Below are 22,895 nucleotides of genomic sequence, written 5' to 3'. Positions count from 1 at the left end.
ACCTCAGGGTCCCAGCAATTCCCGACATCCGGTGTCGGGATCTGTCTAGACTGCTGCCATGCGATCCGCACGGCTGGTGGCGCTGCTGCTCGAGCTCGGCCGCACCCCGGTAGCCACTGCGGCGCAGCTCGCTGCGGGTCATCGGGTCAGTGTGCGCACCATCGAGCGGGACATCGCCGCACTCCAGGCCGTGGGGGTGCCGCTGTGGACGCGGCCCGGACCGGGCGGCGGCGTCGGCCTGGTGAAGGGTTGGCGCTCGCCGCTCACCGGCCTGACCGTCCCGGAGCTGCAGGCGCTGATCATCGGCGAGGCCGGCTCGCGTGGCCTCGGCCTGGAGACCGAGTTCCAGATGGCGCGGCTGAAGATGCTCGCCGCCACGGCGACCACCGGCCAGAGCGCGGCGGTGCTGCCCGCTCAGGAGAGATTCCTGCTCGACCACGAGGCCTGGTTCACCGAGCCCGAGCGGCCGGAGGCCCTTCCAGCGGTGGCTCAGGCCGTGTGGTCGGGCCACCGACTGCGGATCCGCTACCAGCGGGGCGCCGGAGGCGCAGTGACCCGGGTGGTGGACCCGCTGGGGCTGGTCCTCAAGGGCGAGCACTGGTACCTGGTGGCGGCGCATCGTCGGTCCGCGCGGACCTACCGGGTGAGCAGGATGCGTCGGGCGGAGGAGCTGCCGGAAGCAGCGTGGCGCCCCGAGGGCTTCTCCCTGGCCCAGCACTGGAGGGACTCGCGGGCTGAGTTTGAAGCCGCACTGCACGCCGTGCCGGTCCAGGTCAGCGTGCCCATCACAGCCGTGGATTCGCTGCGGGCCGCCACGCCGGGAGCCCCGATGCGGGGGCTGAAGGCGAGCTCAGATGGCACCACCGTCGGAGCTGGCTCCGCTGGTGCCACCCCCGCTGACGCCACCACCGCTGTGGGCGAGGCCGCGAAACCTTTGCGGGTGGGCTTCGAGCTGCGCTTGGAGAGCCTCGAGGTCGCCGCGTCCCAGCTCATCGCGGTGCCAGGCGTGGAGGTGCTCTCCCCGGATGCCCTGCGCCACATGGTGCTCGCCCGGGCTGAGGAGCTGGTGGCACGCCACCGCCGCGCGGCGGGCGCTAGAAGGCACCCAGGATGACGTCGAGGAAGGTGAACCCCACGGCACCGTAGAGCAGGCCGATCCACAGTGCGTGGGTCATGGACCTCCAGAACTGTCCGGTGGCGATGAGCAGGCCGAAGGCCGCCGGGGTGCACGCCATCGCGTAGCCGCCCACCAGGAGCCAGAGTCCGGTGAACTCGCCCAGGGCCAGCATGTAGAAGCCGACCCCGATGGTCCAGATCATGGTGAACTCGAAGAGCATCGCTGCGATCACCACGGCGACGACCACGGCCCAGAGGTACCGGCCCCAGTCTCCCGCGAACTTCCGCAGACCACTGGGCGCAGCAGAGGCCGGACCCGACGTGGTGCGTCCGCCCGGTCGGGGACCGTGGGTGTCAGGCCTGCCCGGCGCGCCGGATCTTCCCCGGGCTCCGTTCCGGGTTGCGCCGGCCCTGGAGGTGTTGCGTGGACCCGTTCCAGCACGCGGTCCTGAGCCAGCACGTGAGCCAGAGCCAGCGCGCGGGCCCGGACTGCTTCGGCTCGAAGAGGCCGTTCTCCGCGAAGGCGACGGCGATGCGCCGGAGGGCCCTCTGGAGGCGGAGTTCTTCGAGGCGGGCTTCTTCCCGGCCGACTTCTTGCTGGTGCTCACAGCGTGTCAGCGTACCGGGCATTCCGGGTGAGAAGCAGACCGGCGACGCCGAGGGCCAGCTGGGACCCGGGGAAGTGTGCTCGGCGTCGGATTCCGGTCAGATCCTGCCCAGGTAGGGGAGCACCAGGAGAAACGCGAGCACCCCGATGCCGAGCCCCAGCGTGATCGCAACGGCGGCATCGGAATGGGAACGCCCGAGCCCGGGGCTGTGCCGGGCTGCGGAGTCCTGGGTCGAGGGGTCAAGCTCTCGGTGTTCGGATCCTGCGGGATGAGACGACATTCGTGCACCTCGCTTGGCAGCTCTCTGCCGGTAGATGGTCAGTGCGCTTTGAGCGAAGTCTAAGCAGAGTCTCTGAGAATGAGCTGGTCGGAAGGTAAATCCTCGCCGGGCAGGCCGGTGATCCGGCAGAACCATCGGCGTCCCAGCGCCTCAGCGCCTCAGCGCCTGAGTGCCCAAGTGTCTCAAGGGCCGCAGCGCCTCAGTGCCTCAGTGCAGCAGTCCGGCGGGCACGTCGAGGTCTGGCTCGGGGCGCAGCGACTCGGTGATCAGCAGGTCCAGCGCGAGCACCGCCTGGGCCCGGCTCACCTCGGACCCGGGGAGGTCCAGGTCCGGGACATGGACGAACCCGGCCGGACGTGCGCCGGGTCCGGTGGTGTGCAGCAGGGCGTAGAGCAGGCTGTTGCACACGAAGCTGCCGGCACTGAGCGAGAGCGTCACAGGGATTCCCTCGGCGTCGATGAGGGCATGGGCGGCCTTCAGCCGCAGGGTGGAGAACATCGCCGTCGGTCCACCCGGGACCACGGGCTCTCCGGCGGGCTGGTGGCCGGCGTTGTCCGGAATCCGGGCATCACGGAGATTCAGGCCCACGCGCTCCAGCCGGACCGCCTCGGTGCCGGCCGCCAGGCCTACCGCGATCACCAGGTCGGGGTCGGTGGCGGCGATCTGCTCGTCCATGAGCTGCGCGCTGGCCTCGAACTCCACCGGCAGCAGCGCTGTGCGCACGGTGATCTCTCCGTGCACCGCCTGGGCGCGCAGCTGCGCACGTTCGGCGCGTTCGGCCAGTTCTGTGACCACGTTCCAGGAGGGGTTGTGGTCCATGCCGGCAAAGGGCTGGAACCCGGTGAGCAGCACCGTGTGGCCAGGTCTCGCAGCGCCTGCGACTGTCTCGGCCGGGGCGGGGGAGGTCACAGCGCGTGGGCCGCCGCGGAGGGAGCCACGTCGAGCAGGCGGATGCTGCGACTGATGCGCTCCAGAGCCGCGGTGAGCTTGGGAATCGCCGCCGGAGAGATCAGCACGAGCACGGAACCGCCGAAGCCGCCGCCGATGAGCCGGGCGCCTTCTGCCCCCTGGGCCAGCGCGGTCTCCACGACCATGTCGGCGACGTCGAAGGAGACCTCCGCGTCGTCGCGCATGCTCATATGGCCCGCGGTGAGGATGTCCCCGATGGTGGAGGCGATGTGGCGCACTCCGTAGGAATCCCCGGAGAGCAGATGGTGCAGCTTCTCAGAGCGCACCATCTCGGTCAGCGCGTGTCGGAGTCGACGCCGGCAGGCGGCGATGCTGCGACCCTCCAGGGTCTCCAGCTGCTCGGAGAGTCGATCGAACTCCTCAAGCACATGGGTGACATCGGCCTTGCGCGGACGCTCGGGAAGCGCATCGCGCAGCCGGTCGAGGCCCAACAGAGCGGTGGCGGCCTCGGCGTCGGCGCGACGCTGGCCGAACTGGCCATCGGCAAGGCGGTGGGCCTCCCCGGTGTCCACGGCGATCAGCCGGTAACCGCGCAGGATGCAGCCGATGTCCAAGGGGGTGACGCTGAAATCCCGGCAGTCCAGGGAGAGCACCTTTCCAGGGCGGGCGCGCAGTGCGGCGGACTGATCCAGACCACCGGTGCCGGCGCCGACCACCTCCACCTCGGCGCGCACACAGGCGGCGGCGAGATCCTTGCGGTGCTGCTTGGTGAGCGCTGCATTGAGGTTCTGCAGCGGGTTCTCCTGGCCGAACGGAGTGCCCAGGGCGAGGAAGGCCAGCATGGAGGCGCACTCCAGGGCCGCCGAGGAGGAGAGCCCTCCGCCGATGGGCAGCGTGGAGAGCACCAGCAGGTCGGCGCCGAAATCCGGATCGACCTGGAACTCCGGCTGGGAGTCGCCGAGTTCCCGCAGCGCCCAGAGGACCCCGGAGACGTACTGGCTCCAATGACCCGTCGCTTCGACGGCGGCGCCGGGGCCTATCGCATCGGGGGCCACCATGGTGACCCCGTCATCAAGGGAAGGGTCCAGGGTGCGCAGGCGGAGCTGGCCGTCGGTGCGCGGGGCGGCAGCGACATAGGTTCCGTGGGCCAGAGCCAGGGGAAGGCAGCGACCGGCGTGGAAGTCGATGTGCTCACCGTTGAGATTGGCCCGCCCCGGTGCGAACCAGGTGCCCGAAGCTGCCCGGCCATACTCCTGTTGGAAGCGGGTGACCAGGTCAGATTGGATCTCTTGCGGCTCGCCGGGGGCGAGCCAGACGGCATCGGTAGTTCGCACGGTGTTCCATTGTGCCATCCACAGTGGCGTGGTGTTCTATGGGAGTGACCGGCGCTCAGCGTCTGAGGCTGACCCCCTGGGCTTTTCCGTTCAATTTTGAAATACTTGCCGTGCATTCGCGGACCAGGGACTGAAGGAGACGGCGATGAGCAGCGGTGAACTGCAGGAGCAGGTCTGCATCAACGGGCCCTATACCTTCGAGGGCCTGCGCGACGGAGTGACCCGCGCGCAGGACGGGGTGGAGCTGCTGGAGCCGCGCACGGTGCCGCTGGGTGGGCCGCGCGCCATGAACGTGCGTCGCACCCTGCCGCAGCGGGCCCGCTCCCTCGTGGGTGCCTGGTGCTTCCTGGACTTCTACGGCCCCGATGACCTCACCCAGGCCACGCCGATGCGGGTGCCCCGGCATCCGCACACCGGGCTGGCCACCGTCTCCTGGCTCTTCGAGGGCCGGATCGACCACATGGACTCCGCCGGGAACTGGGCCACCGTGCGTCCCGGGGAGGTAGCGGTGATGAACGCCGGCAGCGGCATCAGTCACTCGGAGTACTCCACGGCCGATACCACGGTGCTCCACGGCGCCCAACTCTGGTATGCCTTCCCCGATGAGCACCGCTTCGTGGCACCCTCGCTCGAGACCCACCGCCCAGACCCGGTCCGCGGACCCGGCTGGGAGGCGCGGATCTTCCTGGGCGAGCTGCTGGGGCGGCGCTCGCCGGTGCCCACCTACCTCCCGCTCACCGGAGCACAGCTGCGCCTGGAGCCCGGAACCGTGCTGGAGATCGAAGTCCCCGCCGAGCATGAGCATGGACTGCTGCGAATTGCAGGCGCGGTGCGACTCAACGGCGCCCTGGTCGAGGAGGACCACCTGGCAGTCACCGAGACCGGGAACACCGTGCTGCGTGTCCAGGCCCTCGACGAGCCGGTTCTGGCCCTGCTGATCGGCGGGGAGCCCCTGGGGGAGCAGATCGTGATGTGGTGGAACTTCGTCGGGCGCAGCCACGAGGAGATCGTGGCCTTCCGGAACGCCTACCAGGCTGAGATGGGGTTTGAACCGGCAGCCGAGGACTCCCCGTTGCACACCGTCTCCGATGCCTCGGGGGGCCTGCGCGAGGACGGATCCGGGCAGCGCGCCTCCACCGAGGGCGCCCACACCGAGCGCGCCCCCACTGAGCGTGCCGCCCGGGCGGATGGCTCCGAGCACCAGGTGACGGTCCCGCCCGGGGCTTTGGGTGACCCGGTGCACGGAGGACTCCGCGATGCGCTGGCCGAGACCCGCTACGACGACGGGCGGCGCTTTCCACAGTTCGGCGACTTCCCGCCGGGACAGGCCGCGCCGCTGCCGGCCCCCGAGCTGCCCAACACCAGGATGAAGCCCCGCGGCTGAGACGCGGACCTGACCTCTGGAACTCTCATGGGTCCCGTCAGCCTCGCCGCCGAGTGATCCGCGCCCGGCCGAGCAAAGGCCCTTCCGCCCGGAGGAGCCCTGCCCTAGCCTGGCCTTCCGGGAAGGAATCGCCTGCCGGTGACACATGGAGGCATGGCCATGAAGTGTCCAGGGAAAGTATTCGTCGTGACCGGAGGAGGCGCCGGCATCGGCCGGGCCGTCGTGCTTGAGCTGCTCGCCCGCGGTGCCCGGGTGGCCGCCGTCGATCTCAATCCGGAGTCGCTGCAGGAGACCGTCAAGCTGGCGCAGGCGGGGGAGCGACTGAGCACCCACACCCTGAACATCATCGACCGCGACGCGGTCGCAGAGCTGCCCGGGCTCATGGCTGCGGCCCACGGCCCGGTGGACGGACTGATCAACGTCGCCGGGATCATCCAGCCCTTCGTCTCCGTGGAGGACCTGGATCTGGAGGTCGTGGAACGGGTCATGGACGTGAACTTCTGGGGCACCCTGCACACGGTCAAGGCCATCCTGCCGGGACTCAGGGCCCGGCCCGAGGCCTCGGTGGTCAATGTGATCAGCATGGGCGCCCTGCTCCCGGTGCCGGGACAGCCGGCCTATGGCGCCTCCAAGGCTGCCGTGCGGATGCTCACCGAGGGGCTCTACGCCGAGCTGCAGGGCACCGCAGTGCGGGTCACAGAGGTCTTCCCCGGTGCGGTGCGCACTGAGATCAGCGCCCACTCCGGGGTGGAGCTCAGCGGCATCTCAGCGGCAGAGGCCAAGGTCACGAGTCCTCAGGAGGCGGCACGGATCCTGGTGGACGCGGTGGAGAAGAAGCGCTTCCGTGTGATGATCGGCAACGACGCCCGGCTCTTCGACCTGCTCGCGCGGATCGCCCCGCGCCGGGGGATCGCGATGATCGCCAAGAAGATGCAGGGCCTGCTCGTCCAGCGCACGGCGGCGGCCGGAGTGTGACGCACTCGAAGGAGGCGGCCTCCCTGGAGGCCACCTCGTCTGGCTCTCCGCCGTTGTGAAAGACTTGAGCGCGCTCTGCCGGCGAGCGCGCCGAGGAGCAGCGAGCAGGAGGCACAGTGAGCGAGAACCCACAGCGGGGACGGTTGAGCGCGCGGCTGCTGGCCCACGGCACCGAGCCTGACCCCCGGTTCACCCTGGCCAATGAACGGACCTTTCTGGCCTGGATCCGCACCGCCCTGGCCTTCCTGGCCGGGGGTGTCGCTGTGGAGGCCTTCGCCGCCGAGGTGTTCGCGGACCCGTACCGCACCGTGGTCTCGGTGCTGACGATCAGCGTGGGGCTGCTGATCAGCGTGGGCGCGGCGCTGCGCTGGCTCAATGTGGAGCGCAGCATGCGTCTGGGTCACCCGCTGCCGATGCCGCTGATCATCCCGCTGCTGAGCTTCGCCTCAGGGGTCGCCATGGCCGTGATCATCGCGCTGGTGGTGCTGGACTGATGCCCCCGGCCGCGCCGCTGCATGCAGATCCGGGTCTGCAGCCAGAACGCACGGTGCTCTCCTGGGGCCGCACCATGATGCTCTTCGCCGTGGTGGGCGCGGTCTTTCTGCGCTGGCTGCCGCACTACGGGTTCTGGACCCTGGGGCTGACGCTGAGCTGCGCCGTCGTCGCCGGCGCCATCTACCTGACCCAGCGGCGCCGGTATTCGCGGCAGTCCCGAGGGATCGCCGCAGAGCAGGTGGAGGCGGACGTGCCCGCGGTGCTGATCACGACCCTGGCCACCGTGGTGCTGGGTCTGCTGGGCATCCTCGCGGTGCTCGCCTGATCCACTGGTGAGCGCGGCCAGTCCGGGTCTGGACCTGAGCTGAACAGCAACTGGTCTCCGCGTTGGGCTCCGCGTGCTACGTTTCGCGCTCGATTACCAATGAGGAGGTCCGTGCCTTGTCGAAGAAAATGATGACCACTGGTTTCGCGCTGGCCGGAGTGCTGGCCCTGGCTGCCTGCAGTGATGCGCCTGCCGCCGACGACGGGGACGCGAACGCCCAGGAACAGAGCGCCGAGGCCGGCGCGGAGTCTCCGGAGGCCGGGGCCGAGCAGCCCGAGATGCCGGAGGCTGACACCTCGGACATCCCTGAGGTCGTGGCCGAGGTCAACGGCGAGGAGCTCAGCGGCGAGGACTTCACCGTGCTCTACGAGTCCCAGTTCCAGCAGATGGCGATGCAGTCGCAGATCTCCGGCGAGGAGCCGGACCAGGATCAGCTCAAGGAGCAGACCCTGGAGTCGATGATCGGCAACGAGCTGCTGCTCCAGGACGCCGAGGATGAGGGCTACGAAGCCTCCTCCGAGGAGATCGAGGCGATCATCAGCGACGCCGCGGAGAACGTCGGCATGGAGTCCTCTGAAGAGTTCATCGAGGCCTATGAGGACCAGGGCATGGATGAGGAGCAGCTGAGGCAGGACGCCGAGAGTCAGGTGCTGATCAACCAGGTGCTCGATGACCTGGAGGTCCCCGAGCCCTCCGAGGACGAGCTCCGGGAACTCTACGACGAGGCCGTCGCCGCCCAGGAGGATGCACCCAGCCCCGAGGGAGCTGAGGGTGCCGAAGAGGCTGAGATGCCCTCCTTCGAGGAGGCCCGCGATGATCTCGAGACGCAGGCCACCGATGAAGCCCGCAATGAGGCCGCAGTGGCCCATGTCGATGACCTGAGGTCCGATGCAGAGGTCACGACGAACCTCTGACCCCGGCAGGCCGGTGACTCAGCGCTCACGGTGAATGGGTGAGCAGCCGTGGTGGCACAGCGCTCGCGGTCCAGGCTGAACTGCGGATCAGGGGCGGCTGTGCCGCAGCAGCCCGCAGGCCTGGGCGGCGGTGTCCTCGATGAGCTCCGGCGCCCGGTGCAGCAGGTCCTGCAGCGAGGCCGCTCCCGGGGCGATCGAGAACGCTGCGGTCAGCCCGGCGGCTCGGCACTGCTCCGCGCTGAGCTGGACCGCGCCGGCGATCACGAGCACCGCCGCCTCGCGGGGGGCATACCGGCGCACCGCCTGGACCACCTTGCCGCCCAGGGACTGGGCATCCAGTGAGCCCTCCCCGGTGATCACCAGATCCGCCTCGGCGAGGGTCTGCTCCAGGTCCAACGCCTCGGCGACCATCTGGGCGCCGGGCAGGATCTCTGCGCCCAGCAGCACCGCCATGGTCAGCGGCATTCCCCCGGCGGCGCCGAATCCAGGGGTCTCACACAGCTGCTGGGGATCATCACCGGCGTGGGCCCCCAGCGTCTCGGCCAGGTGACGCAGACCCTGGTCCAGGAGCTGGACATCCTGCGTCGTCGCGCCCTTCTGTGGTCCGAACACCGCCGCGGCACCGCGCTCGCCGGTGAGCGGATTCTCCACGTCCACCGCGATCCGCCAGCTCACCTGGTGGGCTCTGGGATCCAGGCCGGTGAGATCCACGGTGCTGATCCTCCCCAGACCGGCACCGCCAGGGGGCACCGGTTCACCCGCGGCGTCGAGGAACTCTGCGCCCAGGGCGCGCAGCAGCCCGGTCCCGGCGTCGGTGCTGGCGGAGCCGCCGATGCAGAGCAGGATCTCGGTGCATTCTGGGTCCTTGAGCAGGGCGCGGGCGATCAGCCCCACCCCGAAGCTGTCCGCGCGCAGCGGCGCTGGGGCGACATCGGAGACCTGGGGCAGCCCATTGCCCTGCGCCGCCTCGATCACCCCGCGGCGCCCGTCCGCGGAGCGTCCGTACTGCGCGGTGACCGGCCGGCCCAGCGCGTCGCAGACCTCGACGGTCTCGGCGGGGCGGCCCCAGGCGGCCAGCAGCGCCTCGAGCGTGCCTTCCCCGCCGTCGGCGAAGGGCAGCTCGATGATCTCCGCCGACGGATAGACCTGCCGGGCGCCGCGGGCCAGCGCCGCGGCGGCTTCGGCAGCACTGGCAGAGCCCTTGAAGGAGTCGGGGACGCAGACGATGCGCTCCACGGCATCCGCGGTGGTGCTCATGGACAGGGCCTCTCAGGTTGACGTGCCACCTCAGGAGAGCGTGGCGTGGCGGGTCAGGTGTCTGTGAAGAATTTCATCATCGGGGTGGAAACCCAACCCCGGTTCCTCGGAGAGGATCACGCGGGGCCCGGCGCCGTGCAGTGCGTGCAGCCGTTCGTTCCACTGTAGGAAAGGCACCTCCAGCTGCACGTTCCGGTCCAGGGTCGCGATCAGCTCGGCTGAGGCATGAAGCGCAGGCCCGTAGTAGAAGCAGTGTGGGACGACGGCGACGCCGGCCTCCGCGCCGGCTGAGAAGACCTCCAGCATGGCGGAGATCCCGCCGATCTTTCCCACACTGGGCTGGGCGTAGGCCACAGACCCGGCGCGTATGGCTTCGATCATCCCCTGCACACCGGAGGCGTTCTCGCCGGCAGAGATGCGACCGAATCGCTGATTCAGTGATCGCAGGGCCGGGGTGTCATCCGGGGGGAAGATGGGCTCCTCCATCCAGTACAGATCGCTCGACTCCAGTTCCTCCATGGCTCGGGCAGCTTCGTCTGGTGACCAGCGGCAGTTCACATCGGTCATCAGGGCAGCCGTGGGCCCGGCTTGGGTGCGCGCAGCCGCGATCGCGGCCACCGAGGACTCGTGCAGCTTGAAGGCCGTATAACCCTGTTCCTGGGCGCGGCCAATGTGATGCGCCACCTCCACCGGGTCTTCGCCGTAGTGCACCAGGGAGGCGTAGCAGTCGATCTCGTCCCTGGCGGACTCGGAAAGCAGCCTCCGCAGGGGCTGTTCGCGACGCTGGGCTGCGAGGTCCCACAGCGCGGTGTCCACAGCTGAGAGCGCGTAGTGCACGGGACCGGTGCGACCGAATGCGTGGAACGCGTATTCCGCTTCGTGCCGGGAGGTCCAAGGGTCGGCTGGGCGGCCACGATAAAACGGCCCAACGACCTCTTCGAGCGCTGCCCAGGAGGCAGGGTTGGTTCGGTGTCCGAAGGCCTCTCCCCAACCCGTTCGCCCATCCGTGTCCGTCACCTTCACCATCAGGGACTCCATCTCGGTGAACGTCTGGGAAGAGGCGTTGTACTCATCGACGGATTCTGTCCCGTTGATCCGCCGTCCTGCGTTGAACGGCATTGAGACCAGAAGCAACTCGATCCCTGCTATGGCGGGGTTCTTATCGGCCATCCTGGTCCTCCTGAAGACTCTGAGGGGGTAGTGCGGGGAAGCCCCCGGCGTCGGGCCATCCGAGCCTATCCATCAACTGTGATGCGGTCCACAGACACCGTGAACATGGATTGATGCCCAAGGGGTATCGAATCTTCGACGAGATTCCGCTGCCAACCTGCGGCCCCGCGCTTTCGGGGATCCCTCTTCTCGGCACGAGGATCAGCTGGCGGGACGCCCGGGATGGGCGGCCCGGATTTTGTTCGGGGCTTCTCCTGTGCTTGACCTCACAATGTGACTTATCTTACGGTGGTCTGGACCACGTTTGGAAAGCGATTTCCCATCTCACTCGCAAGGAGGCAGCCATGCTGTCCCAGATACATCACAGGGGCCTGCGCCAGCAGATGACGCCCCAGGTGAGCGGAAAGGTGGCGCCATGAGTGTCGTCTCCGAGCTCCAGCAGCTCCGCAAGGCGCCCAAAGGGGAGCGCCGCAAGCACAAGGACAACAAGCCCGGACATCTGTTCCTGCTGCCGTGGACGCTGGGACTCTTCGGGATCACGCTCTTCCCGATGGCGGCCTCGCTGTACCTGGCGTTCACGGACTACAACCTGCTGCAGACTCCCGAATGGATCGGGATGGAGAACATCACCCGGATGATCGGTGACGATCGTCTGCACAATTCCATCCAGGTCACGTTCACCTATGTCTTCGTCGGCGTACCGATCCAGCTGGCGGTCTCGCTGGCGATCGCGATGCTGTTGGATCGGGGCATGCGGGCCCTGCCGTTCTATCGATCGGTGTTCTACCTGCCCTCGATGCTTGGATCCTCCGTGGCGATCGCAGTGCTCTGGCGCCAGATCTTCGGCCACAGCGGACTGATCAACCAGGTCCTGGAGATGGTGGGCATCGAAGGTCGCGGCTGGGTCTCCAGCCCGGACACCGCGCTGTCTACGCTGATCATCCTGCACGTGTGGACCTTCGGCGCCCCGATGGTGATCTTCCTCGCTGGGCTGAGACAGATCCCTGACATGTACTACGAGGCTGCCTCCATCGACGGAGCCAGCAGGTTCAAGCAGTTCTTCGCCATCACCATCCCGCTGCTGACACCGATCATCTTCTTCAACCTGGTGCTGCAGCTCATCGGCGCATTCCAGAACTTCACGCAGGCATTCGTGGTCTCCGGAGGCTCAGGCGGTCCAGCAGATTCCACGCTGTTCTACACGCTCTACCTCTACCAGCAGGGCTTCAACCGCTTCGACATGGGCTACGCCTCGGCGATGGCCTGGTTGCTCGTCCTGATCATCTCCGCCATCACGGTAATCAACTTCTGGCTCTCAAAGTATTGGGTGCACTACGATGACTGACTCCACTTTCACCACCACCAAGTCCGGCGCGATCACCGACACCCGTGCTGAGAAGGAGATGTCCGTCGCGACATCTTCGCTGGCCGATGCCGCTACGAGCGCTTCGAAGAACGAGAAGCGTCCGATGCGCTCCACCTCTCCGCGCAAGCGCGGGATGAAGGCGGTCATCAAGCACATCCTGATGGTCCTGGCTTCGCTGGTGATGATCTATCCGCTGCTCTGGATGCTGGTCTCCTCGCTGCGGCCCAACGACCTGATCTTCCGTGAACCCGGCATTCTGCTGACCACCCTGGAGTTCAACAACTACGTCCAGGGCTGGAACGCGCTGAGCCACCCGTTCAGCCACTTCCTGATGAACTCCGCGATCGTGGTCTTCGGCTCGATCCTGGCGAACCTGGTCTCCTGCTCCATGGCGGCCTACGCCTTTGCGCGGCTGGACTTCAAGTTCAAGAAGCCCATGTTCGCGCTGATGCTGCTGACGATCATGCTGCCGGTGCACGTGGTGATCATTCCCCAGTACATCCTGTTCTCGAACCTCGGCTGGGTGAACACCTTCCTGCCGCTGATCGTGCCGAAGATGCTCGCCACGGACGCGTTCTTCATCTTCCTGATGATCCAGTTCATCCGCGGCATCCCCAAGGATCTGGACGAGGCGGCCCGCATCGACGGGGCCGGGCACATCCGGATCTTCCTGCAGGTGATCCTGCCGCTGATGGTCCCGGCGCTGGCGACCACCACCATCTTCACCTTCATGTGGACCTGGAACGATCTGTTCAGCCAGCTGATCTTCCTGACCTCACCGGACATGTACACGGTGCCGCTGGCGCTCTCGGCGTTCATCGACTCCACCGGAGAATCGAACTGGGGCGGGATGTTCGCGATGTCGATCGTCTCGATCCTGCCGCTGTTCCTGATCTTCCTCTTCGGTCAGCGCTTCCTGATCAAGGGCATGGCCACCACCGGCATTAAGTAGGACTCCGCCGGTCCAGCGAGGAGCGACCGTCCCCGTCCACGACGGCGGACGGTCGCTTTTTCGCTGGGATCCCCTGATACCTCCCCAGCACAGCTCGATACCTCCATCCTCGACACCAGCATGAAGGAGCGGCTCCCCATGAGCGCAGCAGCCACAGCAGACTCCAGCACCGCAGAACGCAGCTCAGGGCAGCAGACCCAGGAGCAGCCAGGACGCACCCGCTACGTGATCCTCGGGATGGGCAATCGCTGTGAGATGTACATCAACGCCATCGCCGGGCCGCATTCTGAAGTGGCCGAGCTGGTGGCCCTGGCCGACACGAACCCGGGGCGGATGCAGTACTACCAGGACCAGGTGGAGGCCCAGCAGGGCCGGCGCCCGGCCAGCTTTGCGCCGGAGACGCTCACCGACTACATCCAGGCCGAGGGCATCGACCGGGTCATCATCACCACACCCGACTTCACTCACGCGGACTACATCGTCGAGGCGCTCACCGCAGGCGCTGACGTCGTGGTGGAGAAGCCGCTGACCGTCAGCGCCGAGGCCAGCGCCCGGATCGCCGAGACGGCCCGCGAGACTGGGCGCGAGGTCATCGTGACCTTCAACTATCGCTACTCCCCGCGCAACACCGCGCTGAAGGCGGCCATCCAGGACGGGATCATCGGGGAGGTCACCTCGGTGGACTTCACCTGGGTGCTGGACACCGTCCACGGTGCCGACTACTTCCGGCGCTGGCACCGGATCAAGGAGAACTCCGGGGGTCTGCTCATCCACAAGGCCAGTCACCACTTCGACCTGGTGAACTGGTGGATTGCGGACACCCCGCAGCGGGTCTACGCCTCCGGGGGGCTGAAGTTCTACGGAGCCGAATCGGCGTCCAGGCGCGGCATCGACGCCGCCGAGCGCGGCACTCGAGAAGGGTCGGAGACGGATCCCTTCGCACTGGACCTGCGCTCGGATGAACGCCTGCAGGCGCTGTACCTGAACAACGAACACCACGACGGGTATCGCCGGGACCAGGACGTCTTCTCCGCCGGGATCACGATCGAGGACAACCTTGCCCTGGTGGTCGACTACTCGCGCGGAGCCATCCTGAACTACTCGCTGAACGCGCACAGCCCCTGGGAGGGCTACCGGGTCGCGGTCAACGGCACCGAGGGCCGACTTGAGCTGGAGGTGATCGAGCGGGCGGCGTTGCTGCCCGCCGCCGGAGGCTCCCCGGTGGACCCCTCGGTCAGCGATGACGCCCAGTCCAACCGCCTGCGTGCCAAGGGGGAGCGGCTGCTGCTGCAGCGGCACTGGGAAGAGGCCCGCGAGATCGAGATCGTCAACGGCGAGGGCGCCCACGGCGGCGGCGACAGGCTGCTGTTGGCGGACATCTTCCGCGGCGCCGGGGAGGACCCCTATAAGCGCCCGGCCGGACTCGTCGATGGGATCCAGGCCATCGCCGTGGGAGTCTGCGGCAACGAGTCCCTGGCCACCGGCAATGCGGTGAAGGTCGCGGATCTGGATCTCGGGCTGGAGGCCGCAGCTGATGTCTGAGCGGGTGATCATCACCGGAGGCTCCGGGAGACTCGGCCGCAGCGTGGTGGCAGGCTTCGTGGAGGCGGGCCACGACGTGTTCAGCCTGGATCGGTCGATGCCCGAAGACCCGGCCGAAGGGGTCAGCTACCGCAGCATCGACCTGCTTGACGCAGCGGCCACCAAGACGCTGTTCGAGGAACTCACGCCCACAGCCGTGGTCTCCCTCGCCGCCATCGCGGTCCCCTTCAGCGCCCCGGAAGAGGTGATCCTGCGGACCAATGCCGGGATCGCTCACAGCGTCACGGCAGCGGCGGTGGCCTCCGGGGCGAAGAAAGTGATCATCGCCTCGAGCCCCTCGATCATGGGCTACGGCTCGCCGGCCGGGTGGGTCCCGCCGCGGCTGCCCCTGGACGAGGACGTGACCCCGCAGCCCTGGCATGCCTATGGGTTGAGCAAATATGTCGCCGAGCAGGTCGCCGCGATGTTCGCCCAGCAGAGAGACGACGTGAAGTTCATCAGCTTCCGTCCCTGCTATGTGATCGCCCCGGAGGAATGGGCGGGTGCACCGACCCAGCAGGGTCACACCATCGCCGAGCGGCTCGAGGATCCGGCGCTCTCCGCGGTAGCGCTGTTCAACTATGTCGATGCCCGCGATGTCACGGACTTCCTGCTGACCGCGCTGGCGAACATCGACCGGGTGCGGAACGGGGAAGTGTTCTTCGTCGGCGCCAAGGATGCGATGGCGCGCCGGCCGCTGGCCGAGCTGGTGCCCGAGCATTTTCCGGCCCTGGCCCACCTGGCCGGAGGGCTCATCGGTGACTCACCGGCGTTCTCGATACGTAAGGCGAAAGAGGTGCTCGGCTGGGAACCCACCCGGTCCTGGCGCACCGAGCTGGTGGCCGAGCTCCGGGACTGAACGTGCGGCGGTGGTCCGCACCGCCTCGGCGATGCGGACCACCGAGATCACTGCACGTAGGTGTTCGCGATGTAGACGTCGCAGGTCGCGTTGTGCGAGACCGAGTTGGCCACGCTGCCCAGTACCCGCTTGGCGCCGCGCATCCGCTGGTTGCCGACCACGATCATCTCGGCACCGACCTTCTCCGCGTAGTCGATGAGCGCCTCGGCTGGCTTGCCCTGGGCGGAGCCCGCCTGGATCTTCATGCCCGGGGTGCGCAGCCCTTTGACCACGCTCTCGGCGATGTAGAGCGCGTTGTCGGCCCCTGAGACGACCCACTGGTCCGAGCCGCTGTTCACGTGCTCGATGGTGGCGTCGGTGTGTGCCGAGACCACATGCAGCGGGACCTCAAGGCGCCGCGCCAGGTCACGCGCCTTGGCAGCGGCGCGCTGGGCTGTTGGACTTCCGTCCACGCCGACGACGATCGGTCCGGTCATCATGTTCTCCTTCGAGGGTTGTGAGCTTTGCCACGCTTCAGCGTAGCCGAGGTGGTTCAGCGGCGCAGAACGCCGGGCCGCGGGCGACCCGCGACCTCCACGGTGGGCCAGCGCGGATCCACCGAGAGCACATCGATCCAGGTCGAGGCCGAATCGGTGCTGCGCAGCACCACAGTGTCTTCGACCTTCGCGGGGAGCCCGCGTGGTGTGTCGAATCCGGTGGGGTTCAGCGCGAAGGCCTGGTTCGGGTGGATCAGGTCGGCGACGCCGGGGCTGAGTCGCGGATCCCGACCCTGGTATCCGGCGGCGCCTCCCTGGTGATGTCGGGTCCACTCCTGGGCGTCAAAGCCGTGGCGCGGGTAGGCGCGCTGGAGCTCTTGCAGCACCGAGGCCAGCTCCGCCCCGGGCACCAGGGCCTGGAACGCGTCCGCCTCCACGGCACTGATCGCGGCATCTAGCTCAGCCTCACCCGGACGGGGAGCCTCGAAACCCACCCACCGGGTGACGTTCGCGATCAGGCCGCCGCGGCGGGCACAGACCACTGCCATGGCCCGGTGACCCAGCGCGGCCTCGGTGGGCAGCGGGTGCCGGTGGGCAGCACGCGAGGCGCCGCTGACCAAGAGCACCACCGGATCCGCCCCGGCGTCGAGGATTCGCGGGCCAAGGGCTGCGGCGAGCTCACGCTCGGTGGTCTCCGGGGTGACCTCGCTGAGCACATCGGTCAGGGCGACGGCGGCGTCGGTGCACAGCGCGCGATACCGCTCGATCTCGGTGGGCAGCAGCTCGGCACGGGCAGCGCGCAGCTGAAGCGCCGCCGAAGCCTCGTCCAGCAGCTCCCAGCCAGCGCTGCCGGGCAGCCAGGCCGACGTCGCCTCGAGGTCTTCGTGCCAGGGCAGCTCGTGGAGCCTCAGCCGCGGTGAGGACGTCTCCAGCAGGGCGCCGAGCTCCTCGTCGCGGATCCGGGCCGCCTCATTGGTGAAGACACCGATCTCGACCCCCTCGCGATGCACCACGGCGGTGAGGATCGGCGGTCCCGCGAGCGAGATGTGCACCCGTGCCCCCACCAGCAGCCAGGCCAGCGCCCCGGTGGAGGTCAGCAGCAGCGCGTCAACGCCGCGGTCTTCGAGTATGCGCACCAGCCGCGCGTGCTTGGCGGAGAACTCCGCCGCGGCGGGTGATCCTGATGCGTCAGCAGTGCTGGTCGAGGGCTGCTCAACGGACATGTCGGGCCACCCGTTCTGCATCGAGCCGGCCATCGAGGACGAGCACGCGAACCTGGCGGGTCAGCTGCTCGCCCGGGGCCAGGGTCACGGGCTTCTCCCAGGCCAGGGACGTTCCCACACCGGGGTAGGAGGCATGGCGGACGAACCACGGGTCGGGGTTCGCGTCCTCGCGGAGGAACACCAGGGTGGCTTCCCCGGCGCCGCCCGCACGGCTGGGCCGAGGTCGGAACTCGGCGCTGACCGCCAGCCACTCGGTGAGGCTGCCGTGCACGGCGTCCTCCCCGTGTGCCTCGGCGGTGAAGATCTCGGCGGCGCCCAATGCGGGCAGCCGCCAGAAGAAACCGCCGTAGCCGCCCTTGACCCGCCCGTTGGATCCCGGGCTGCCCAGCGCGACATCGTGTTCCCCGGGATTGCCCAGCGTGGTGGCGAAGTCCATGCTCCAGGCGCTCTCGCCCGGGGTGGAGTCGGCCGCCGGGTCAGCGGCGGCATCAGCGTCCGAGGTGATGCGGCGACCTGTGACCGTGATCTCGCGCTGCTCGCGCAGCAGTGTGGTGCCGGACGGATCGATCCAGACCAGCTGACTGCTGAGCTGGGTTCCCGCGCTGGTCTCAAGGATCTGCTGATCTGTGGTCTCGATCCGGCCGTGGTCCTCGCGCCAGATGTAGCGGCCCGTCTCACGGGTGTAGGTCCGTCCGCCCCAGAAGTTCGTGCCGTTGACGTCCTGCAGTGCCACACCGACACCCAGGTGCCAGGTGTGATCCAGCGGCTGCTGGTCCGAGACCACCACTGCGCCCACGGTCCGGACCTCATCCAGGAACGGCCGCGGGGAGTCGGTGGGCGAGATGTCCGTGCCGGTGCGCAGCGTCGCGACTCTCCTGCGCTGCCCGCCGAGGACGACGCTGAGCTCACCGGCGACGGCAGGCTCCGCGGCCCAAGGGGCGCCCAAGGAGGAGAAGCTGGAGGGTGCCGCCTTGATCGCGCGCGCCAGGTAGTCCTCGATGTGCGCGATCACCGGGTGGGCCTCCTGGGCCTCGCCGACCCACTGGACATGCTCAGGGCCGATCCCATCAGGCGCGTCCCCGGTGCGCACGGCTTCGAGCACCCGCATGAAGGCGCCGTGATCGCTCAACGGGGAGAGCAGGGTCACCGGGGCGCCGTCCTCGTGTCTGGCGCCGAGCTGCACGTCGATGAGGTTCTCGAGCAGATTGGTGCGCTCGAACTGGTAGGTCTGCGGCGCGATCTCGGCGTGGCCGGGTCGCTGCGGGTTGGGCCGGATCACAAGCTCGTCGCGGGTGTAGTAGAAGATCGCCTCGCCCTCGGTGCCCGAGATGGTGATCCAGGGGTCCTGCTGCTGGGCCGCACAGAGTGTCAGGGCGGCCGTGACCGGGATCCCGCCGCGGGTGCGCAGCGCCACGAGGGAGGTGTCGTCGGCCTCGATGTCGTGGGCGTGATGGAGCTCGGTGTGCAGCGAGGCCACGTCGTCGAGGGTCTTGGCTCCTGCGATGTGCAGCGCAGTCTTCACCGCGTGGGCCAGCGGGTTGGTGACCACCCCGTCCACCACCGGGACTCCGTCCATCTCGCGTCGTCCGGCCCAGGGAGAGCGCTGGTAGTAGGAGAGGCTTCGCACCCACTGGCCGGTGGCGCCGACGGCACGGAGCCGACCGATGCGCCCGGGCTCCTCCGGAGTCCCGATGAGCAGGTCTCTGATCGCGGGAAGCGCATGAGATCCCAGAGACTGAAAGCCGACCTGGACCCGTCCGCCGACTTCCTCGGCGACTGCCTGCAGCTGCATGAACTGCTCCAGCGTCGCCGTGGGGGGCTTCTCCAGCAGCACGTCGGCGCCGCAGCGCAGCGCCTCGATGGCGAGTTCGCTGTGCGTGTTGATCGGGGTGGAGACGATCACGATGTCGGGACGGTGGCCCGCGGCCAGGGCCTGTGCGAGGGTCTCGAAGACCGGGATGTCCCCGCGGACCTGCGGGCCCGGATCGGAGAAGCTCACACCGGCGATCAGTCGCACCTTGCCCAGCTCAGCGAGCCGGGTGAGGTTGAGCAGGTGCTGACGGCCGAAGCCGTCCAGACCGATCAGCACCACGGTCCGGGCGGCTTCGCTCGAGGCTGTGCCTTTCGACGTCTCGGCGTTCGCCTTCTCCATCCTCGGCTCGGCCGAGCTCAGCTGATTTGCGCTCATGCCGGGGTCCGGGCGAGGGCCTGTTCCAGGGAGGGCAGCACCAGCTGCTCATAGCGCTGCGTCATGGTCTCCAGCGTGGTGGAGGCGTCCTGGTCGTTGATCGCCTGGTTGAAGATCTCCACCTCCACCGGACCGGTGTAACCCGCTTCCGCCACCCATCGGCTGATCGTGGGGAAGTCCACGTAGCCATCGCCCATCATGCCGCGGGACTTCAGCGCGTCGGCGGCCAGCGGCAGGTTGAAGTCACAGACCTGGTAGCTGGCGATGCGCTGCTCGGAACCGGCGCGGGCGATCATCTCGCGCAGCTGCGGATCCCACCAGACATGGAAGGTATCGACGACGACGCCGACCGTCTCGGCCGGGTGCGGGGCCGCCAGATCCAGGGCCTCGCCCAGGGTGGAGAGCACCGCGCGGTCCGCGGCGTACATCGGGTGCAGCGGCTCCAGGACCAGCCGGACCCCATGTTCGGCGGCGTAGGGGACCAGCTCGGCCAGGCCCTCGGCGACGCGTCCCCGAGCTCCGAGGATGTCCTTGTCCGCGCTCATCTTCTGTGCGGCGTCGCCGCTGCCAGCGAGGAGGTGCGCGGCCGCCGGCAGTCCGCCGACGACCATGATCAGCTCGGCCGTCCCGATCATCGCCGCCTCACGGATCGCGGCGCGGTTCGACTCCAGGGCGGCGCGGCGCCCGTCTGCGTCCGCCGGGGTCAGGAACCCGCCGCGGCACAGGGTGCTGGCGGTGAGTCCGGCGTCGGCGATGATCGCCGAGGCCTTCTCCGCCCCGCCGGCCTGCTCCAGCAGGTGACGCCAGGGGCCGATGTGCTTGAGCCCGGAGGCGGCCACCGCCTCGACTGCCTGCTCCAGAGTCAGGTTCGGCGTCGTGCCGGTGTTCAGCGAGAGTTCGAAGCTCATGTGAGTCCTCCGGTCGTCAGCAGTGCGGTCATCCGCTGCGCCGCCAGCTGCGGATCGCGCAGCAGCCCGGCCTGATCGGCGAGCACGAAGGTGTGCGCCAGGTGGGTCAGCGAGCGTCCGGAATGCAGCCCGCCCACCAGCTGGAATCCGCTCTGATGGCCGTTGAGCCAGGCCAGGAACGCGATTCCGGTCTTGTAGTACAGGGTGGGGGCGGCGAAGATGTGCTTACCCAGCGCTCGGGTGGAGTCCATGATCTGACGGCCGCGCTCCGGGTCACCGGCGTCGTAGGCCTGCAGGGCCGCGGAGGCCGCCGGGTAGATCGCCGCGAAGATGCCCAGCAGCGCATCGGAATGGACGCCGTCCTCACCGTGGATTAGCTCCGGATAGTTGAAGTCATCTCCGGTGTAGAGGCGCACGCCCTCGGGCAGATCCGCGCGCAGCTGCTTCTCATGTGCGGCGTCGAGCAGCGAGACCTTCACGCCGTCGACCTTCTCAGCGTTGTCCCGGATCAGCTTCAGGAAGGTGGCCGTCGCGGCCGGAACGTCCGTGGAGCCCCAGTAGCCGGTGAGCGCGGGATCGAACATGGTGCCCAGCCAGTGCAGGATCACCGGCTCCTTAGCCTGATCGAGCAGCTGCGAGTAGACCGTGAGGTAGTCCTCGGGGCCGCTGGCCACCTTCGCCAGGGCGCGGGAGGCCATCAGGATGACCTTCGCCCCAGAGTCCTCGACCACCGCGAGCTGTTCCTGATAGGCGGCGAGCACGGACTGCAGACCCGTCGGTCCCGGCTCGACCGAGCTGGGATCGAGCTGATCGGTGCCGGCGCCGCAGGCGATCAGGTCCCGCACCGAGCGGCCGATCACCGCCGGGTGCCGCTGGGTGCGCACCACGGTGGCGGCCTCGGCGGCCGAACGGCGGATCAGGTCCTTGGTCGCGGCCCAGTCCAGGCCCATGCCGCGCTGGGCGGTGTCCATGGCATCGGCGACGCCGAGCCCGTAGGACCACAGCTCATGCCGGTAGGCCAGAGTGGCCTCCCAGTCCAGCTGTGCGGGGGCGCCAGGGACGTTCTCCGCCGACATCATCGGCACCACGTGTGCCGCGGCGTAGACCTTCCGGGAGGTCAGCGGGGTGCTGGGCGGAGCGAAGTCGGCGGGACCGGACATCGTGTAGTCCAGCAGCTGACCCTCCGGGGAGGGCAGGCGCAGCGTGGGCAGGGCGCCCGTGGAGGGCCGTGCGGGGTCGCTCGTCGCGGGGCCGCTTGTTCCAGGGCCGGCGATTTCAGATTCTGTGATTTCAGGGTCGGTGACCGCTGCCGGGCTGTGGGTGCTCATAGGGTGATCTCCGGGATGTCGAGGGTGCGGCGTTCTGCGGCAGACTGCAGCCCGAGCTCGGCCAGCTGGACGCCGCGGGCAGCGGAGAGCAGACCGAAGCGGTGCTCGCGTCCGGCAACGGCGTCGGCCAGGAACTCCTCCCACTGCGCCTTGAAGCCGTTGTCCAGGTCTCCGTTGGCAGGGACCTCGCTCCACTGGTCGCGGAAGGACTCGGTGACCGGCAGGTCCGGGTTCCAGACCGGCTTCGGGGTGTGGGCGCGCTGCTGGGCCACGCACTTGTTCAACCCAGCCACCGCGGAGCCGTGGGTGCCGTCGATCTGGAACTCCACCAGCTCGTCGCGGTAGACGCGCACGGCCCAGGAGGAGTTGATCTGGCCGATGACCTGATCACCCTGGGGCGTCTCGAGATCGAAGATGCCGTAGGCGGCGTCGTCGGCGTCCGCGGTGTAGGCCTCGCCGTTCTCGTCCCAGCGCTGCGGGATATGTGTGGCGGTCTTGGAGGTGACGGTCTTGACCGTGCCGATGATGCCCTCGAGCACGTAGTTCCAGTGGCAGTACATATCGGTGGTCATCGACCCGCCGTCGGCCAGCCGGTAGTTCCACGAGGGGCGCTGGGCGGGCTGGTGGTCGCCCTCGAAGACCCAGTAGCCGAACTCCCCGCGCAGCGAGAGGATGCGGCCGAAGAAGCCCTCCTCCACCAGGCGGCGCAGCTTCACCAGGCCCGGGAGGTAGAGCTTGTCGTGGACGACGCCGGCGGTGATGCCCGCGGCCTTTGCCTGGCGGGCCAGGTCCACGGCCTCTTCCAGAGTCTCGGCGGTCGGCTTCTCGGTGAAGACGTGCTTGCCGGCGCCGATGGCCTTGGAGAGCGTCGCGTAGCGCAGCGAGGTCATCGAGGCGTCGAAGACGATGTCCACGGAGGGATCATTGATCACGGCGTCGAGGTCGGTGCTGCAGTGCTCCACGTCATGCTTGGCGGCGAGCTCCTTGATCTTCGCCTCGTTGCGTCCGATCAGGATGGGCTCCACGGTGACCTTGGATCCGTCAGCCAGGGTGATGCCGCCCTGATCACGGATGGGCAGGATTGAACGCAGCAGGTGCTGGCGGTATCCCATTCGGCCGGTGATGCCGTTCATGGCGATGCGCAGGACGCGGGGCTCAGACATTGTGGGGGACTCCTTGGTCGTCAGGCGTGGGAATGCGCTTTCCAAGCTAGTATCGTAGGGTGCACTGTGTCAACCGTCACAATG

22 protein-coding genes are annotated in these 22,895 nt (G+C 68.3%); 10 read left to right on the top strand and 12 right to left on the bottom strand.

Annotated elements, in window-relative coordinates:
- Positions 1–58: 58 nt before the first annotated feature.
- On the top strand, positions 59–1,114 hold the full coding sequence (locus HNR11_RS04560; protein WP_179441319.1) for a helix-turn-helix transcriptional regulator: 1,056 nt from the start codon (positions 59–61) through the stop codon (positions 1,112–1,114).
- On the opposite strand, the gene HNR11_RS04555 is transcribed toward HNR11_RS04560, so the two are convergent.
- The 4 genes from HNR11_RS04555 to HNR11_RS04540 form a co-directional block, all read right to left on the bottom strand.
- Positions 1,095–1,364, bottom strand: a complete 270-nt coding sequence (locus HNR11_RS04555; protein ID WP_179441318.1) for a hypothetical protein — start codon at positions 1,362–1,364, stop codon at positions 1,095–1,097. The two genes, HNR11_RS04560 and HNR11_RS04555, sit on opposite strands and share 20 nt — an antisense overlap.
- 457 nt (positions 1,365–1,821) lie before the next feature.
- The gene (locus HNR11_RS04550; RefSeq protein WP_058887877.1) at positions 1,822–2,004 is read right to left on the bottom strand and encodes a hypothetical protein; all 183 of its coding nucleotides are present in this window, start codon (positions 2,002–2,004) and stop codon (positions 1,822–1,824) included.
- Positions 2,005–2,211: 207 nt separating this feature from the next.
- Positions 2,212–2,913 carry a pyroglutamyl-peptidase I gene (locus HNR11_RS04545; protein WP_343050583.1) on the bottom strand — a complete coding sequence of 234 codons (702 nt, stop codon included), beginning with the start codon at positions 2,911–2,913 and terminating at the stop codon, positions 2,212–2,214.
- Complete coding sequence (locus HNR11_RS04540; RefSeq protein WP_179441317.1) at positions 2,910–4,247, bottom strand: galactokinase family protein; 1,338 nt, start codon at positions 4,245–4,247, stop codon at positions 2,910–2,912. The genes HNR11_RS04545 and HNR11_RS04540 overlap by 4 nt, the downstream gene beginning before the upstream one ends.
- A 145-nt stretch (positions 4,248–4,392) precedes the next feature.
- On the opposite strand from HNR11_RS04540, the gene HNR11_RS04535 reads away from it, so the two are divergent.
- The 5 genes from HNR11_RS04535 to HNR11_RS04515 all read left to right on the top strand — a co-directional run bounded on the left by HNR11_RS04535 (position 4,393) and on the right by HNR11_RS04515 (position 8,340).
- A complete protein-coding gene (locus HNR11_RS04535; RefSeq protein ID WP_179441316.1) occupies positions 4,393–5,631 on the top strand; it encodes a pirin family protein in 1,239 nt (412 codons plus the stop codon).
- Between the two features lie 159 nt (positions 5,632–5,790).
- Positions 5,791–6,606: an SDR family NAD(P)-dependent oxidoreductase gene (locus tag HNR11_RS04530; protein WP_179441315.1), complete on the top strand. Its 816-nt coding sequence runs from the start codon at positions 5,791–5,793 to the stop codon at positions 6,604–6,606.
- A gap of 116 nt (positions 6,607–6,722) precedes the next feature.
- A complete protein-coding gene (locus tag HNR11_RS04525; protein ID WP_179441314.1) occupies positions 6,723–7,100 on the top strand; it encodes a DUF202 domain-containing protein in 378 nt (125 codons plus the stop codon).
- Positions 7,100–7,426, top strand: a complete 327-nt coding sequence (locus HNR11_RS04520; protein ID WP_179441313.1) for a DUF202 domain-containing protein — start codon at positions 7,100–7,102, stop codon at positions 7,424–7,426. Before HNR11_RS04525 ends, HNR11_RS04520 begins: the two co-directional genes overlap by 1 nt.
- Positions 7,427–7,542: 116 nt before the next feature.
- Positions 7,543–8,340 carry a SurA N-terminal domain-containing protein gene (locus tag HNR11_RS04515; RefSeq protein WP_179441312.1) on the top strand — a complete coding sequence of 266 codons (798 nt, stop codon included), beginning with the start codon at positions 7,543–7,545 and terminating at the stop codon, positions 8,338–8,340.
- An 87-nt stretch (positions 8,341–8,427) separates the two neighbouring features.
- Here the strand turns inward: HNR11_RS04515 and HNR11_RS04510 are convergent, their stop codons facing one another.
- Both HNR11_RS04510 and HNR11_RS04505 read right to left on the bottom strand, forming a co-directional pair.
- Positions 8,428–9,597 (bottom strand): glycerate kinase, encoded by a 1,170-nt coding sequence (locus HNR11_RS04510; RefSeq protein WP_179441311.1) that lies wholly within the window; start codon positions 9,595–9,597, stop codon positions 8,428–8,430.
- A gap of 30 nt (positions 9,598–9,627) precedes the next feature.
- A complete protein-coding gene (locus HNR11_RS04505) occupies positions 9,628–10,767 on the bottom strand; it encodes a mandelate racemase/muconate lactonizing enzyme family protein (RefSeq protein WP_179441310.1) in 1,140 nt (379 codons plus the stop codon).
- A 415-nt stretch (positions 10,768–11,182) separates the two neighbouring features.
- Between HNR11_RS04505 and HNR11_RS04500 the strand changes: the two genes are divergently transcribed.
- The 4 genes from HNR11_RS04500 (at position 11,183) to HNR11_RS04485 (ending at position 15,525) form a co-directional block, all read left to right on the top strand.
- The gene (locus HNR11_RS04500; protein ID WP_179441309.1) at positions 11,183–12,112 is read left to right on the top strand and encodes a carbohydrate ABC transporter permease; all 930 of its coding nucleotides are present in this window, start codon (positions 11,183–11,185) and stop codon (positions 12,110–12,112) included.
- A 124-nt stretch (positions 12,113–12,236) separates the two neighbouring features.
- The gene (locus tag HNR11_RS04495; RefSeq protein WP_246310508.1) at positions 12,237–13,085 is read left to right on the top strand and encodes a carbohydrate ABC transporter permease; all 849 of its coding nucleotides are present in this window, start codon (positions 12,237–12,239) and stop codon (positions 13,083–13,085) included.
- A 138-nt stretch (positions 13,086–13,223) separates the two neighbouring features.
- Positions 13,224–14,627: a Gfo/Idh/MocA family protein gene (locus HNR11_RS04490; protein ID WP_179441308.1), complete on the top strand. Its 1,404-nt coding sequence runs from the start codon at positions 13,224–13,226 to the stop codon at positions 14,625–14,627.
- Positions 14,620–15,525: an NAD-dependent epimerase/dehydratase family protein gene (locus HNR11_RS04485; protein ID WP_179441307.1), complete on the top strand. Its 906-nt coding sequence runs from the start codon at positions 14,620–14,622 to the stop codon at positions 15,523–15,525. Before HNR11_RS04490 ends, HNR11_RS04485 begins: the two co-directional genes overlap by 8 nt.
- Before the next feature lie 47 nt (positions 15,526–15,572).
- Here the strand turns inward: HNR11_RS04485 and HNR11_RS04480 are convergent, their stop codons facing one another.
- The 6 genes from HNR11_RS04480 to HNR11_RS04455 form a co-directional block, all read right to left on the bottom strand.
- A complete protein-coding gene (locus tag HNR11_RS04480) occupies positions 15,573–16,001 on the bottom strand; it encodes a universal stress protein (RefSeq protein ID WP_179442855.1) in 429 nt (142 codons plus the stop codon).
- Between the two features lie 56 nt (positions 16,002–16,057).
- Positions 16,058–17,224 (bottom strand): M24 family metallopeptidase, encoded by a 1,167-nt coding sequence (locus tag HNR11_RS04475; protein ID WP_179441306.1) that lies wholly within the window; start codon positions 17,222–17,224, stop codon positions 16,058–16,060.
- Positions 17,214–19,412: a DUF6807 family protein gene (locus HNR11_RS04470; RefSeq protein WP_246310317.1), complete on the bottom strand. Its 2,199-nt coding sequence runs from the start codon at positions 19,410–19,412 to the stop codon at positions 17,214–17,216. The genes HNR11_RS04475 and HNR11_RS04470 overlap by 11 nt, the downstream gene beginning before the upstream one ends.
- Positions 19,409–20,320 carry a sugar phosphate isomerase/epimerase family protein gene (locus tag HNR11_RS04465; RefSeq protein ID WP_179441305.1) on the bottom strand — a complete coding sequence of 304 codons (912 nt, stop codon included), beginning with the start codon at positions 20,318–20,320 and terminating at the stop codon, positions 19,409–19,411. Before HNR11_RS04465 ends, HNR11_RS04470 begins: the two co-directional genes overlap by 4 nt.
- On the bottom strand, positions 20,317–21,531 hold the full coding sequence (locus HNR11_RS04460; RefSeq protein WP_425488274.1) for a dihydrodipicolinate synthase family protein: 1,215 nt from the start codon (positions 21,529–21,531) through the stop codon (positions 20,317–20,319). Before HNR11_RS04460 ends, HNR11_RS04465 begins: the two co-directional genes overlap by 4 nt.
- 113 nt (positions 21,532–21,644) lie before the next feature.
- The gene (locus tag HNR11_RS04455) at positions 21,645–22,811 is read right to left on the bottom strand and encodes a Gfo/Idh/MocA family protein (protein ID WP_179441303.1); all 1,167 of its coding nucleotides are present in this window, start codon (positions 22,809–22,811) and stop codon (positions 21,645–21,647) included.
- Positions 22,812–22,895: the final 84 nt, after the last annotated feature.

The organism is Nesterenkonia sandarakina (genome assembly GCF_013410215.1).
GTDB classification, from domain to species: domain Bacteria; phylum Actinomycetota; class Actinomycetes; order Actinomycetales; family Micrococcaceae; genus Nesterenkonia; species Nesterenkonia sandarakina.
The sequence above is the reverse complement of the archived record's forward strand: the minus strand, read 5'-3'. Positions and strand labels throughout refer to the sequence as shown.

What these genes read in the sequence shown, in the direction of transcription:
- HNR11_RS04560 (WP_179441319.1), top strand. Translation starts at nt 59, where the DNA reads ATGCGATCCGCACGGCTGGTGGCGCTGCTGCTCGAGCTCGGCCGCACC.
- HNR11_RS04550 (WP_058887877.1), bottom strand. Translation starts at nt 2,004, where the DNA reads ATGTCGTCTCATCCCGCAGGATCCGAACACCGAGAGCTTGACCCCTCG.
- HNR11_RS04535 (WP_179441316.1), top strand. Translation starts at nt 4,393, where the DNA reads ATGAGCAGCGGTGAACTGCAGGAGCAGGTCTGCATCAACGGGCCCTAT.
- HNR11_RS04530 (WP_179441315.1), top strand. Translation starts at nt 5,791, where the DNA reads ATGAAGTGTCCAGGGAAAGTATTCGTCGTGACCGGAGGAGGCGCCGGC.
- HNR11_RS04520 (WP_179441313.1), top strand. Translation starts at nt 7,100, where the DNA reads ATGCCCCCGGCCGCGCCGCTGCATGCAGATCCGGGTCTGCAGCCAGAA.
- HNR11_RS04510 (WP_179441311.1), bottom strand. Translation starts at nt 9,597, where the DNA reads ATGAGCACCACCGCGGATGCCGTGGAGCGCATCGTCTGCGTCCCCGAC.
- HNR11_RS04505 (WP_179441310.1), bottom strand. Translation starts at nt 10,767, where the DNA reads ATGGCCGATAAGAACCCCGCCATAGCAGGGATCGAGTTGCTTCTGGTC.
- HNR11_RS04500 (WP_179441309.1), top strand. Translation starts at nt 11,183, where the DNA reads ATGAGTGTCGTCTCCGAGCTCCAGCAGCTCCGCAAGGCGCCCAAAGGG.
- HNR11_RS04495 (WP_246310508.1), top strand. Translation starts at nt 12,237, where the DNA reads ATGCGCTCCACCTCTCCGCGCAAGCGCGGGATGAAGGCGGTCATCAAG.
- HNR11_RS04490 (WP_179441308.1), top strand. Translation starts at nt 13,224, where the DNA reads ATGAGCGCAGCAGCCACAGCAGACTCCAGCACCGCAGAACGCAGCTCA.
- HNR11_RS04485 (WP_179441307.1), top strand. Translation starts at nt 14,620, where the DNA reads ATGTCTGAGCGGGTGATCATCACCGGAGGCTCCGGGAGACTCGGCCGC.
- HNR11_RS04480 (WP_179442855.1), bottom strand. Translation starts at nt 16,001, where the DNA reads ATGACCGGACCGATCGTCGTCGGCGTGGACGGAAGTCCAACAGCCCAG.
- HNR11_RS04475 (WP_179441306.1), bottom strand. Translation starts at nt 17,224, where the DNA reads ATGTCCGTTGAGCAGCCCTCGACCAGCACTGCTGACGCATCAGGATCA.
- HNR11_RS04470 (WP_246310317.1), bottom strand. Translation starts at nt 19,412, where the DNA reads ATGAGCGCAAATCAGCTGAGCTCGGCCGAGCCGAGGATGGAGAAGGCG.
- HNR11_RS04465 (WP_179441305.1), bottom strand. Translation starts at nt 20,320, where the DNA reads ATGAGCTTCGAACTCTCGCTGAACACCGGCACGACGCCGAACCTGACT.
- HNR11_RS04455 (WP_179441303.1), bottom strand. Translation starts at nt 22,811, where the DNA reads ATGTCTGAGCCCCGCGTCCTGCGCATCGCCATGAACGGCATCACCGGC.